Source organism: Oribacterium sp. oral taxon 108 str. F0425 (assembly GCF_000214455.1).
Classification (GTDB): Bacteria; Bacillota; Clostridia; order Lachnospirales; family Lachnospiraceae; genus Oribacterium; species Oribacterium asaccharolyticum.
In genome coordinates, this window is the sequence record NZ_AFIH01000001.1 from 712045 (window position 1) to 725680 (window position 13636).

General features: G+C 43.2%; 13 protein-coding genes. 11 read left to right on the plus strand and 2 right to left on the minus strand.

Annotation, left to right across the window (positions count from 1 at the left end; all coding sequences use genetic code 11):
- Positions 1–17: 17 nt before the first annotated feature.
- The 5 genes from HMPREF9124_RS03505 (at position 18) to HMPREF9124_RS03525 (ending at position 6370) form a co-directional block, all read left to right on the plus strand.
- Positions 18–983: a nucleoside hydrolase gene (locus tag HMPREF9124_RS03505; protein ID WP_207635485.1), complete on the plus strand. Its 966-nt coding sequence runs from the start codon at positions 18–20 to the stop codon at positions 981–983.
- A 57-nt stretch (positions 984–1040) separates the two neighbouring features.
- A complete protein-coding gene (locus HMPREF9124_RS03510) occupies positions 1041–1676 on the plus strand; it encodes a YczE/YyaS/YitT family protein (protein WP_036597616.1) in 636 nt (211 codons plus the stop codon).
- Complete coding sequence (locus HMPREF9124_RS03515) at positions 1673–2680, plus strand: nucleoside hydrolase (protein ID WP_009429524.1); 1008 nt, start codon at positions 1673–1675, stop codon at positions 2678–2680. The genes HMPREF9124_RS03510 and HMPREF9124_RS03515 overlap by 4 nt, the downstream gene beginning before the upstream one ends.
- A gap of 3 nt (positions 2681–2683) precedes the next feature.
- Positions 2684–4564: a PfkB family carbohydrate kinase gene (locus HMPREF9124_RS03520; RefSeq protein WP_009429156.1), complete on the plus strand. Its 1881-nt coding sequence runs from the start codon at positions 2684–2686 to the stop codon at positions 4562–4564.
- A gap of 501 nt (positions 4565–5065) precedes the next feature.
- Positions 5066–6370, plus strand: a complete 1305-nt coding sequence (locus HMPREF9124_RS03525; RefSeq protein WP_009537328.1) for an L-cysteine desulfidase family protein — start codon at positions 5066–5068, stop codon at positions 6368–6370.
- Between the two features lie 154 nt (positions 6371–6524).
- Here the strand turns inward: HMPREF9124_RS03525 and HMPREF9124_RS03530 are convergent, their stop codons facing one another.
- Together HMPREF9124_RS03530 and HMPREF9124_RS03535 are read right to left on the minus strand one after the other, a co-directional pair.
- The gene (locus HMPREF9124_RS03530; RefSeq protein ID WP_009429441.1) at positions 6525–6977 is read right to left on the minus strand and encodes a conserved domain protein; all 453 of its coding nucleotides are present in this window, start codon (positions 6975–6977) and stop codon (positions 6525–6527) included.
- Positions 6974–7255: a GntR family transcriptional regulator gene (locus tag HMPREF9124_RS03535; RefSeq protein ID WP_009427842.1), complete on the minus strand. Its 282-nt coding sequence runs from the start codon at positions 7253–7255 to the stop codon at positions 6974–6976. Before HMPREF9124_RS03535 ends, HMPREF9124_RS03530 begins: the two co-directional genes overlap by 4 nt.
- Before the next feature lie 121 nt (positions 7256–7376).
- On the opposite strand from HMPREF9124_RS03535, the gene HMPREF9124_RS03540 reads away from it, so the two are divergent.
- The 6 genes from HMPREF9124_RS03540 to HMPREF9124_RS03565 all read left to right on the plus strand — a co-directional run bounded on the left by HMPREF9124_RS03540 (position 7377) and on the right by HMPREF9124_RS03565 (position 13447).
- Positions 7377–8396, plus strand: a complete 1020-nt coding sequence (locus tag HMPREF9124_RS03540) for a uroporphyrinogen decarboxylase family protein (protein ID WP_009429278.1) — start codon at positions 7377–7379, stop codon at positions 8394–8396.
- 80 nt (positions 8397–8476) lie between these two features.
- Positions 8477–9592 carry a TRAP transporter substrate-binding protein gene (locus HMPREF9124_RS03545; protein ID WP_009427895.1) on the plus strand — a complete coding sequence of 372 codons (1116 nt, stop codon included), beginning with the start codon at positions 8477–8479 and terminating at the stop codon, positions 9590–9592.
- A gap of 43 nt (positions 9593–9635) precedes the next feature.
- Complete coding sequence (locus tag HMPREF9124_RS03550; RefSeq protein ID WP_009428216.1) at positions 9636–10151, plus strand: TRAP transporter small permease; 516 nt, start codon at positions 9636–9638, stop codon at positions 10149–10151.
- A complete protein-coding gene (locus tag HMPREF9124_RS03555) occupies positions 10144–11445 on the plus strand; it encodes a TRAP transporter large permease (RefSeq protein WP_009428922.1) in 1302 nt (433 codons plus the stop codon). Before HMPREF9124_RS03550 ends, HMPREF9124_RS03555 begins: the two co-directional genes overlap by 8 nt.
- A gap of 137 nt (positions 11446–11582) precedes the next feature.
- Positions 11583–12329: a gamma-glutamyl-gamma-aminobutyrate hydrolase family protein gene (locus tag HMPREF9124_RS03560; protein ID WP_036597620.1), complete on the plus strand. Its 747-nt coding sequence runs from the start codon at positions 11583–11585 to the stop codon at positions 12327–12329.
- A 113-nt stretch (positions 12330–12442) separates the two neighbouring features.
- A complete protein-coding gene (locus tag HMPREF9124_RS03565) occupies positions 12443–13447 on the plus strand; it encodes a LacI family DNA-binding transcriptional regulator (protein WP_009428961.1) in 1005 nt (334 codons plus the stop codon).
- Positions 13448–13636: the final 189 nt, after the last annotated feature.

The window sequence follows — 13636 nt, forward strand, 5'->3', positions numbered from 1 at the left end:
AGCAGAGAAAGGAAACTATGATGCAGGAGAATAGAAAAAGAGGAATCATAATAGATTGTGACCCGGGACATGATGACGCAATGGCGATTTTATGGGCATTGGCTTCTTCGAATTTGGAAATTAAGGCAGTCACCACTGTGGCGGGGAATCAGACCATTGAAAAGGTGACAAATAATGCCATTCGTGTTCTAACGAAAGCGAAACAGCTGCATATTCCGGTTGCCGTGGGAGCTAAAGAGCCCCTTATCAGGAAACTGGTCATCGGCGGAGAGCTGGTACACGGGGAATCCGGTCTGGAAGGACCGGTACTTCCGGAAAATGGATTTGCTCCGGTAGAGATATCCGCACTTAAGCTTATGGAAAAGATTCTGGAAGAATCCGAAGAGAAAATTACACTTGTGGGAATAGGCCCCTTAACCAATATTGCACAGCTCCTTATTACCAGACCGGAACTAAAGCAGAAAATTGAGGAAATCTATATCATGGGTGGCGGAACCATTGGAAACTGGACTCCGGCTGCGGAATACAATATTTTTGCAGATCCGGAAGCGGCTAAGGTGGTTTTTAACAGTGAATTACCTATCGTTATGGCAGGTCTTGATGTGACACAGAAAGCATATATTACGAGAGAAGAAAATGAAATATTGCGTGCGCAGGGGAATGAAATGTCTATTTTTGTCGCAGAACTGATTGATTATTTCAGTCGATACCACTATGAAGTAGAGGGATTTCCCGGTTGTACCTTGCATGATCCTTGTGCTATCGCAGCATTAGTACATCCTGAACTTTTTGAGAGTGTACAATGTAACGTAGATGTGGAAGTCACAGGAGAATTAACAAGAGGAATGACGGTGGTGGATACGGTAGACTACCAAAAGAAGCTTTTTGGTAAGAAGGTTGTTCGGAATACCAAGTTTTTAACAGGCGTACACAGAGAAGAATTTGTAAAAACTTTTTTTGAAGCGATGAAAAGACTTGGCTAAAGAAAATTTGGAAATAAAGTAAAGATTTTAACGGAAGAATGAATAAAGGGTTGAAAAATGAAGAATCAAATGTGGAAAAGAATTATAATATCCTTAGTAGGACTTATTCTTTGTGGAATAGGTGTAGCTATGTTTTTGTATTCCGGCATGGGAGTAGATCCAGCCAGTGTATTTGAGCTGGGAATAGGAAGAGTATTTGGTATTTCCTATGGTACATCCTCTGCACTGATTAACGTGATTATTCTTCTTATCGTATTTTTTATAGACAAGAGTTTCATTAATATTTCTTCTGTTATTGCCATTTTCGGAATCGGCTATACAGCAGATTTTGTACGGAAGATTTTAACAATTCTTGTACAGGGAGAAATTCATCTTTTACTAAAGCTGGTTTTGATTCTTGTAGGACTCTTTATTATGTCCTGTGGAATTGCGACCTATATTAAGGCGGATTTAGGGGTTGGAGCAATTGATTTGATTTCTGAGATTATCAGCAGGAAAACCAAGGTACAGTATCGTTTGGTCAGAGTTATAGGAGATACCGCTTTTGTGGTAATTGGCTATATTCTTAGAGGCACTGTGGGTGTGGGTACCGTGGTGGCTGCCTTCCTGACCGGGCCGACAGTACAGCTTGTTCGCCCCAGTATTGAGAGGATTTTAGATATTTTTTTGAAAGGAAAAGAGGAGGCACTATGAATAATCGAAAGATTATTTTAGATATTGATTCAGTAGGAGATGATATACTGGCACTTTTCTTTGCGGCCCTCCATCCGGATTTTGATTTATTGGCTGTTAGCACAGTGAGTGGAGCTGCGGGGAGTATTGAGCAGGCCACTCGGGTGGCACTTCATACGGTAGAAGTTACAGGAAAACAAATTCCGGTCTACCGTGGAGCGGAAGGTCCCCTGGTGAAAGAACAGAAGAATCTCCTAGGGGATCCGGTGAATTTTTTTGCTTCTCTTGAAGAAAAATTCGGGGATCGTTTAGTGGAAATGAATAAGTCCGAAGAAACCAAGCTTGTGGAAGAAAAAGAATCTGCGGTAGACTTTATCATCCGCATGGCGCATCAGTACAAAGAAAACTTATCCCTGGTGTGTACTGGACCAACCACGAATCTGGCCATGGCCATCCAAAAAGATCCATCCATCGTACCTCTTCTAGGTGAAATATATGTCCTGGGAGGAGCTTTCCATATTCCGGGTAATATTACGCCGGTGTCGGAATACAATATTTTTGCGGATCCGGAGGCGGCTCAACTTGTTTTAACAAGCGGTGTACCCGTGACATTGGTGCCTTTGGATATTTGTGAAAATAATCTTTTTGCCGATTCCATGCTTACAAGAGACTCACTTTTTGATATAACAAGTAACGGTAAGTCTTCCGTGTCGGATTATATATTGAAGAAATTCCCGATTTACATAGATGTGTGGAGAAGCTATTTTCATCTCGTGGGATTTCCGATGGATGATGTGATTACGGCGGCAGTTGCTGTGGAGGAGAAGCTTTGCACATATAGTGAACGCTGCCATGTAGAAGTCGCTCTGGAAGGAAGATTAACAAGAGGCCAGACCATTGCTTTTAATGGGGTACAGATTTACGACTATCCGGATCGAAAAATGAAAAATGTAAGGATAGCGAAAACAGTAGACGGAAAGAGATTTATGGATCTCTTTATACGTACGATTATAAATGGAGAATAAAGCTTGAAAGTTAAAGATTTCGCTCGTTTGGCGGGGGTGTCTTCATCCACCATTTCTAAAATCATGCATCATAAAGATGAGAATATCAATCCTGCCACGAAAGAGAGAATTTTAAATTTAGCAAAAGAATGCGGATTTTTGCCCTTGCAAGTCGATGAACTGGAAAGCCGAAGTCTGCAGGTGGCAGTACTACTCAGAAGTTTTGACCACCCTATGCAAGTCATCGGCTATTTGGAAGAAGGAGAAAGACAAGGCTACCACAGTCTTGTCTTAAGCTCCTTTTCTTCGTATGAGGAAGAAAGGCGTCAAATCAATTTACTGATTGCAAGAAAATTAGATGGTATTTTATGGGAACCAATTCTTCCACTCAATGAAGATAGTAAGAAGCTTTTGGAAGAGAGTAAAATTCCTTTTTTTATAGTCGAGAGTAGCCAGGATATTAAACCGCTCGATTATGAGAAAATGGCTTACTTTATCACAAATGAGCTGATTGGCTTGGGACATCGGCATATCGCCTGCTATACAGAAGAGAGCAGGAATGGACATAAATTTCATAATGGCTATTGTAGAGCCTTGGTAGAACATGAGCTAAAAATCAAAACGGAATTTTCCTCTTTCACAAAAGAAGAAATGGAAAAACAATTCTTGCAGGACTTAGCATTTACGGGGATTGTTTCTATTTCTGCAAAAAAAGGAGAAGAAGTACAAAAAATTTGCGAAGAGCATTCTTATTCTATTCCCGAGCGAATATCACTCCTTAGTCTGCGAGGGGACGAGGAGGGAGAAAACCGTAACCCGTACCTCTCGGCCTATATAATTCCGCATCGTCGTTTTTCTTCATATTGTATGCAGAAGCTGATTAGTAGAGTGGAAAATGGAGAATCTGTAAAGGAGAAGTTTTCTTATGATTTTTCTATATTAAAACAGGATACTATGGGTGCCCCTGTAAATGAGGATTCGCAGAAAGTAGTTCTTGTAGGCAGTATCAACGTAGATCATTATCTTATTTTCCCGTCTTTGCCGGAAAGCGGGAAGACCGTTACGACAAGATATTCTTCACAGTATCCCGGAGGAAAATGCTTGAATCAGTCTATTGGGTTAAAAAGACTGGGGATTACACCTCTTCCAATCGGCATAGTGGGCGAAGATGCGGATTCGAACCTGATTTATTCCACACTGCATAAAGAACATATTGACTGTAGTGGAATTGAAAGAGATAAAAATGTCCAGACAGGAAGAGCCTATATCTTTGTTCAGAAAGATGGAGATTCTATGATTTCTGTGGCATCAGGTGCAAATGCTTTGCTAGATGCTGCTTATATTCAGAAAAATAAGGCTTTGTTTGCAGAGGCTCAGTACTGTCTTATGCAAACAGAGGTCTCAACGGAAGCTTTATTTGAAGCCTGTCTTTTGTGCAAAAAGAGGAAAATACAGACTATTTTAAAGCCTAGTGCCTGCTCCTCTTTTCCAGATGAAGTATTGCCACTATTAGACTGTCTTGTACCGAATAAAAGTGAAATTATGGAATTAGTTCCTGAAGCAAAAGACTATAAGGAGGCGGCTCAATATTTCCTGAAAAAGGGAGTGAAAAACGTGATAGTCACCTTGGGTATGCTGGGCTGTTATTTTGTAAATAAGGATAGAGAAAAAAGCATTCAAGGAATTTCAGTATCTTCTGTGGACAGCACGGGAGCAGGGGATGCATTTATTAGTGCCTTTGTGGCATATCTCTTAAAAGGCTATAGTCTTGATTTTGCACTGGAGATTGCGAACTGTGCAGGAGCCTATTCTTCAACACAACAAGGAGCCTCATCTTTGGCAGATAAGGATACGCTGGAAAATTTTATTATGAAGTTTAAACCGGAAATCTTTGATTTACTTTAAATGATTTTCGCTAAAAAACAGGGCGTTGGAGTTTTATGAAAATCAAACTCACTTACCCTGTTTTTTGTAAATGGTAAATAACCTGTCTGTCCAACGAAATCTGCCGGCTCTCAGACTGGCAGGTTTTTCTTATCTGCTTTTAATCTTCCTACAGCTATCCGGTAATACCTCCGACGAAGGCATCGTTTTTTCAATTCTTCCTCAGGAATATTTTCTCTTGGATATTTGAGGAGTTTCTTTAGTAGATATGCAAAGTATTTGTAAGGCTTTAGTTGGTTTGCCTTTGAACTTTTCGCGATTATTTCGATTTTTGTGGAGAGAAAAAGGATAACAGCTTATCGATTATTGACGCTTTTTTTGGTAAAAATAACAAGTCAGAAAAATCATGGCACTGTCTCTTGTGAATGATTGACACAATATAAATATGTATATATAATTTAATACAAATAAAAGTGACAAAAAAGCTGAATGATTCAGGCTGTTTATGTAAAGGAGAAGGATATGGTTCGGACAGATGATGTGTATCAGAAATATGTGAGCGTTCTGGAAGAGGAATTGCTCCCTGCAATGGGGTGTACGGAGCCGATTGCCATTGCTTATGCGGCTGCAAAAGCAAGAGAAGTGCTGGGGGATGTTCCGGAGAGAGTTTTCCTTGCGGCAAGCGGCAATATTATTAAGAATGTAAAGAGTGTTGTAGTGCCGAATACCGGCCATATGAGAGGAATTTATGCAGCTGTTGCAGCAGGAATTGTTGCCGGAAAGGCGGATAAGCAGCTCGAGGTCATTGCTTCCGTTACACCGGAAGAGATTGAGAAGATTAAGGAATACATGAAGACGACGGAAATCAAGGTGGATCTTGCGGATTCCGGCTTGATTTTTGATATCGACATTACCGTATATAAGGGAAATGACTCTGCCAGAGTCAGAATCGTGGACAATCATACCAATATCGTTTTGATTCAAAAGGGAGAGGATGTCATTCTTTCCAAGGAAATTAGTAAAGACAATAAGGCAAATAACATTACGGATAGATCCTTCATGAGTGTTGAGGGGATTCTGGACTTTGCGGATTCCGTAGAAATTGCGGATATTGAGCATTTGATTTCCCGTCAGATTGAGTACAATATGGCGATTGCGGAAGAGGGACTGAAGAACAGTTACGGTGCAAATATCGGCAGTGTACTTCTCGCTTCCAACAAGTCCGTTTTGGAACAGGGCGGAGAAGCGGCCATTAAGCTGAAAGCAAGGGCTATGGCGGCTGCGGGAAGTGATGCGAGAATGAATGGCTGTGAATTACCGGTTATTATCAATTCCGGAAGTGGAAATCAGGGAATTACGGCATCCGTACCGGTTGTGGTTTACGCAAGAGAGTTGGGTATAGATAAGGAAAAGATGTACAGAGCCTTGGTGCTTTCCAACTTACTGGCTATCCATCAGAAGACGCCTATCGGAAGACTTAGCGCCTACTGCGGTGTGGTCAATGCCGGTGTTGGGGCAGGTTGCGGAATTACCTACTTGAAGGGCGGCCGTTTGGATGAGATTGAGCACACCCTTGTAAACAGCCTGGCAATTGCTTCCGGAGTGATTTGTGACGGAGCGAAGGCTTCCTGTGCGGCTAAAATCGGACTTGCCGTAGAAAACGGAATCATGGGATATGAGATGTACTGTCAAGGACAGCAGTTTGTCGGCGGAGACGGTATTGTCAAAACAGGTGTTGAGAACATGATTGCAAGCGTAGGAAGACTTGGAAGAGAAGGAATGCGCGAGACGGATAAGGAAATCTTAAAAATCATGCTGGACAATTAAAGAGCCGAGCTGCCATTTTTTAAAAGCGGGGAATCTCATACTGCATACTTCACGAGCAATATTCGTTAAGATGAAAAAACCGAAGCAGTTTCTTTTCGCGGAAATTGCTTCGATTCAATGGAAATTGCTTCGGTTCAATGGGAAAACTGTGCAATTAAAGTAAGAAGGTAAAGAGCGGTGTTTCTGCGGAAGAATCCGGACAGGCGGTGTAAATACAGGACTGAATCTTCATGTTTTGGTCATAAACATTGGTTTTCCAGATGTTGATGTTTTGCTCCGTTCCGAGAAAGGATTTGGCGCTCTCCAAAAAACTGTACTCCGGAATATTAACAAATATTTTTAAATATTTCGGCGGTTCGATGGGTTGTTCTTTTAAAAAATTAAATATAAAATGGTTGCAGAGTGAATCCAGGTTGGGAAGGATATCCGGAACAAGGGAACAGGGGATGTAACTGTAATCGATAGACTCAATGCCGGAAGCACTCTTGTTGGCAAGGATAATTTCGTAGAAGGAATCGCCCTGGTCTGAACCGAAGCTTTCTCTAAGCTCGGGATAGGGGCTGATGAGCTTAAACTGCAGAAGCTGGTGCTGTCTCTTCGCATTCAACTCCAACTTGACGGCAGATACGAAAGCCTTGGAATTGTTTTTTCTTCGGAAAAATCTTTAACGAAGGTACCGCGACCTCTGGTTCGTTCCAGTATTCCCATTATGGAGAGTTCCTTGATTGCTTTGTTGGCGGTGATTCTTGATACGGAAAACATCTCCGCAAGTTCTACTTCGGAAGGAATTTTACTGCCGACGGGATACTCCCCGCTCTCTATCTTATAGAGGATATAATCCTGTATCTGCATATAGTTCGGTTTAAAGTTCTGATGTTTTTTCATGTCGGATACTCCCGAGTTAAATATATATTTACAAGTTAAATGTATATACATATTGTATACACATTTGCTATAAATATCAAGTTTTTCACAGAAGAGAATAGATTGTAGGAGGAAAAAAGGTATGAACAGAGAGGAAAGAATACGTGCAGTTTTGGAAGGAAAGCAGCCGGACAGAGTGCCTGTGAGCGTTTGGATGCACTTGTCCGAGTATGACCAGGATTCCAGATCTTTAGCCGAAGCCATGGTGGCATTTAATGAAAAGTATGACTATGATTTCATTAAAATGATGCCGTTCGGAGCTTACATGACACCGGACTGGGGCGCTAAGCTGAAGATTTTCTGTGACCCTTACAAAGAGGTTGAGATCATTGAGCCTGCGATTACCTGTCCGGAAGACTATGAGAAGCTGGAAGTATTGGCTCCGACTCATGGAAGCTGGGGAAGAACCTTACAGATTGCGCAGTGGACTTCCAAATTGATTAAGCCGAACACACCGTATATGCAGACGATTTTCAGCCCGGCAACCAGTTTGAAGAAGCTCGCCGGCGCAAGACTGCTTTCCGACATGCTGGAGCACCCGGACAAGGTTCACCATGCTTTGGAGGTGATTACCGAGACGACCATTAACTTTGTCAAGGCGAATATTGAGGCCGGTGTCAGCGGATTCTTCTTTGCAACACAGCTGGCAAACTACGATATGCTGAGCGATACCTTATATGCCGAGTTCTGTAAGCCCTACGATTTACGTGTGATTTCTTCCTACAACAAGGAAACCTGGTTCAATGTTGTACATATTCACGGGAAGAACATCATGTTTGATACCCTTGAAAAGTATCCGCTTCCTATTTTGAACTGGCATGACAGACAGACTGAGCCGGATTTCAAGGCTGCCCGTGAGAAGACAAACAAGGTATTCATGGGCGGATTAAAGGAAGGTCCTGCGATTGTGGGAACAGCGCTTCAGTATGACAGCATTATGTCTACAGAGGGGATGACAGTAGAGAATATCAAGAAGCATATTCACGAGGCGATTGAGATGGCAGGAGGAAAGGGGCTGATTGTGGCACCGGGCTGCGTAGCGGATCCGAAGTCTCCGGAAGAACTTTTAAAAGCAGTAAGAGCTGCGGTGGAGAAAGATTAAAAACGAAAAAACAAGTAGAAATTTAGTGTCCTGCCATAGTGGCGGCATTGAATGATAGAACATTTTCAGGAGGGAAAAAGATGATTAGAAAAGCTTTACTTGTGACAATGGCGGCAAGCATGCTGGTTGCAGCTACAGGCTGCGGAAATCAGCAGAAAGCTGCGGAGACTAAGGCAGCAGAGACTAAGGCAGCAGAGACGAAGGCTGCAGAAGAGAAGGATGGCGAGAAGAAGGAAGAGACCACCGCGGCAGCAGAGACTAAGGCTCACGCAAAGGGTGAGTACCAGTTAAAAATCGGTACTGTAGTATCCGGTGACCATGCTTGGGTAAAGATGGCAGACTTCATGGCGAAGGAATTAAACGACCGTTCCAACGGAGCAATCGAAGTTTCCGTAGCACCCGGTGCACAGCTTGGAAATGATGAGGCTATGTTCGATGATATGAGACTGGGAACCTTGGATATGGTAATCGGCGGAACACAGAATGCTGCTCCGTTCGTTTCTCAGTATCAGATTCTGGCTATGCCGTACCTTTTTGACAGCAGAGACCAGTTTGAGAGTATTCTTTCTCAGGATGGAGAAGTATTTAAGTACGTTCAGGGAAAGTATGACAGCTTGGGCTTAAAGCTTCTCGGCCTTTCCAACGGTGGACAGAGAGATTTACACACCAATAAGGAAATCAACAAGCTCGCAGACTTAAAGAACTTGAAGATGAGGGTTACTTCCTCCGCTACGGAGTCTATGGTATGGTCCGCCCTGGGAACCATTCCGACATCCATGAGCTTCAACGATATTTATTCCGGCGTGCAGACCAATACGGTAAATGCTTTCGAGTGTACGCTCGCAGCTTACAACTCCAATGCACTTTATGAGGTTGCTCCTTACCATGTTAAGACTGCGCACCAGTTCACACCGTCTCATATTACTTGCAGTGAGATCACCTGGAACAAGCTTCCGGCTGAATACCAGACACTTCTCTTTGAGGTTTCCAAGGAAGCTGCAGAGCTGGGAACAAAGGTAGCCGATGAGGCTGATGATACTCTTCTTGATAAGCTTACCAAGGAAAACGGCGTTAAGATTTGTGAGCCGGACAGAAGCGAGTTTAAGGCAGTGGTAGAGCCGCTTTATCCTGAAATTGCAAAGGGCTGCAAGGGTGAAGATTTACTGGAGCTGGTACAGAAGGAAATGAAGAAGTAATAGTAGCTTTAGAAGTATCGAAGCTTACTGGAAAGGAAAAAGGATGAATCTATCTAAGGGTATAAAGATGTTCTCCGACCTTCTGGAGAAGATTTCCAGAATCATCGGAGGAGTGTCTGTAGCAGTGTTTGTAGTCATTATTTCCCTTCAGGTTGTAGGAAGAAATATCCTAAAAGTACCTATGGTATGGGCAAATGATTTAAGCGTGGTTTTCTTTGTCTGGGCTGTATTTTTCGGAAGTGCAATTGCGGTTCGATACAGAAAGCACTATGTCTTGGAATTTCTTCCGGAGAAATTTGCGAAAACAAACTGTTTTTTGGATATTGTAGGAGACATTTCCGGCGTTATATTTTTCTACATTTTAATTCGTTACGGGTATCAGTACACCATTATGGGACTCGTGAGACTTTCTCCGTCCATGAATATTCCACAGGCTTACTTTTTCGCCTGCATTCCTCTTTCAGGATGTTTTATGATGTGGTATACGATTTTGAATTTAGCGGAAGACTTCCGCCATATGGCGAGTCTTTTCGGAAAGAAGGAGGCAATACATGGATAACAACTTGCTGATCATCCTTTTGCTCAGCTTTACGGTTATGGTAATGATTAAGATTCCCATTGCCTATGCGCTTGGCCTTTCTTCCATGATTGTCATGGTAATGCTGAAGATTCCTTTAACCAGTGCGATTAACAACATGTACAGTTCGGTTAACAACTTCTCGCTTCTTGCGGTACCGCTCTTTATGTTCCTTGCTCAGCTTATGGACAAGGGAGGCATTACGGATAAGCTTTTTGAAATCTGCGATGCCTTCGTGGGGCATATCCGCGGCGGACTGGGTCATGTAAACGTTTTAATCAGTTTGCTCTTCGGACACCTTTCCGGATCCGCACAGGCGGATGCTGCAGGAATCGGATCCATGCTGATTCCTGCAATGAAGAAGGCCGGCTATGATCCGGGATTCTCCGTTGCTATCACGGCCTGCTCTTCCACACTGGGCGTAATCATCCCGCCGAGTGTACTGCTCGTAGTGTATGGTGCAATGAGCGGAACCTCCATTGGTGCGTTGTTTATCGCCGGTTTTGTTCCGGGATTTATGATTGCGATTGCGCAGTGTATCTATACTTATTATAGAGCGGTGAAGTACAATTATCCCCGTGGAGCAAAGCATACCTGGAAGCAGAGAGCGAAGGCCCTTTATGGCGGTATTCCCGTTATTTTACTGCCGGTAATCATCCTCGGAGGAACCAGCAGCGGATTTTTTACTGCAACGGAATCGGCAGCGATTTCCTGTTTCTATGCTTTGATTTTAATGTTCGGTGTATATAAAACTTACAGCGTTAAGGAATTGCCGAATATTTTCGTGAAGACGGCACTGGACTTCTCTTTAAGTATGTTTGCGGTTTCCGCAGCGGGAATCACGGGATGGTTGATTGCGTATCTGAATGCGCCGCAAATGATTGCGAATGCCATCTTGTCCATTACCAACTCCTATATCGGAGTTTATGTATTGCTGATTCTCTTCCTGCTTTTCATCGGTACTTTCTTAAGTCCGATTACGGCTATCATTATTTTCCTGCCGATTATTCAGCAGCTTGGAAAAGTGGTCAATATCAATGATGTCCATCTTGGACTCGTAGTAGTACTGACCCTTTCCCTGGGAATGGTAACCCCGCCTTACGGATCTTGCCTGATGATTACTTCACAGATTGGAGAAATCTCCATTCCGGCAGCATTTAAGAGTGTTCTTCCCATCATCGGTCTTACAGTGGGAATCATCTTAATCGGTGTCATTTTTCCGGAGCTTTTCCTCTTCCTTCCGAGACTGATTGTGCCTATGGCATTCCCGTCATAAGGAAGAAAAATCGTGAACAAAGGAGCTTTGCATCACTTTCTGCGGTGCAAAGCTCCTTTTAAAATGGATTTCATTATGGCATAATGTTCTGGTTGTAGAGTGGTCGGTAAGGCCGGTCAATGGAAAGGAAAGAAAAAATGAAGAAACCTGTTATCGGAATTTCTACCAGCATCATGGTGGATCGGGAAGGAGACTTTGCGGGATATGAAAGGATCTATGTAAATCGAGATTATATTCAGTCCGTTATTGCAGCGGGGGCTGTTCCGCTGATGCTTCCCTTGGAGGATTCGGAAGAAAATTTGAAGGAGAGTCTGGACTTGGTAGACGGCGTAATCTTCTCCGGAGGACATGATATTTCTCCATTCCGTTATCAGGAGGAGCCCCACGCCAAGCTCGAAGAAATTTGCCCGGAAAGAGATCAGTTTGATTTTACTCTTTATCGGCTGGTGAAGGAGCGTTCTCTTCCGGTTTTGGGAATTTGCCGCGGTTGCCAGTTAATGAATGTGGCAGAAGGAGGAAGCCTGTTTCAGGATTTGTCTCAGAAAACTACGGAAAGTCTGAAGCATTCTCAGGGACATGGACCGAGTATTCCGACACACAGTGTCAAGCTATCCCCGGAATCCAGGCTTAGCCGGATTCTCGGAAGAGAGGAAATCAAGGTAAACAGTTTTCACCATCAGGCCCTAAACAGGATTCCCGATACCGCGGAAGTGTCCGGGAGAGCCCTGGATGATGTAGTGGAAGCCATAGAGCTGAAGGATTATCCTTTCGGCATCGGAGTACAGTTCCATCCGGAGATGCTTCAGGAGAAGGATGAAGATATGAAAAAGCTTTTCCGCGCATTGGTAGATGCAGCAAAGGAATACGGAAAGGACAGGCAGTAGAATACGGAAAGAACAGGCAGTAGAGTACGGAAAGAAGCGGTTACCGGGAAATGGAAAAAAGATAAAACAAAAAAGGAACATGGAAATCGCCAATACAAAAAAGGAAGCAGAAGATGAACGGTGTAAAACGCCCCTTGACAATGAAAGATATCGCAAAAATGGCCGGAGTTTCTACGGCGACGGTTTCAAGAATCCTAAACCATAATGGGCGCTATTCCAAGGAGACAGAGAGCCGTGTCAAGAAACTGATCGAAGAAAATAACTATGTGATAGATCAGACGGCGAAAGGGCTTCGAAAAAAATACCTGGAAACAGTGGGAATCATTGTGCCGGATATTACAAATCCTCATTTTGCAAAGCTGGTTTTAAACATTCAGACCAGCCTGTTTCAGCGCGGTTATTCCTCCATCATAGGAAATACCAATGAAAACTTGTCGTTGGAAGAAGAGCATGTGCACTCCTTAAAAGCACAGCATGTCTGCGGCTTTATTATGATTTCAACAAAACGTTATCATCAGAGCCTCCGCCGTTTTCCGACGGTTTATTTGGATCGACCGGCAAGGGGCGGAGAGAAAGAGGATATTACGATAGAGTCGGATAATTATAAAGGGGGCTATCTTGCCGGAAAGCAACTGGGTATCGCTTCCTGTAAAAGGCTGGCTATCATCAGAACAAACAGCAATGATTGCAATCAGGATACGCGTAAAGAAGGTTTTCTGAAAGCCCTTTCCGAAGCGGGCATCCCGGAAGAGAAGGTGGATGTGCTGGATATCGGAGATGCACTGATTCAGAGCGCATATTCCCGGATTCGGGAGGAGATGCGAAACGGTTTTCTTTATGACGGCTTGTTCTGCACTACGGATACTTTGGCGACAGGAGTTTATACTGCTTTAAGAGAGGGAAATATAAAAGTTCCCGAAGAGGTCAAGATCGTAGGCTTCGACGATTGCGATTTGGCATTTACTACCGGTCCGGGGCTTACCAGTGTCCATCAGGATGTAGGGAAAATGGCGGAGCTTGCCGTAGATGCACTGGTCAGACGCTTAACGGGAGAGCCCCTATCGAGTACGCATTTTTATCTCCCCGTATATTTGTCGGTAAGAGCATCAAGCGACTAAACAAGCCACTTTTGTGATTTTGCCTAAATTGCGCAAACGATTACTCAACATAAAAGAGAAAATCTTTGTACAGGATTGACATCATTCGGAGAAAAGATTATACAGTGTATTACGTAAAAAGGTGGAGAAACGACTACATAATTTTTTTTTACGTTGTAGAGTAAACGATTTCTCAAAAAGGAGGATATT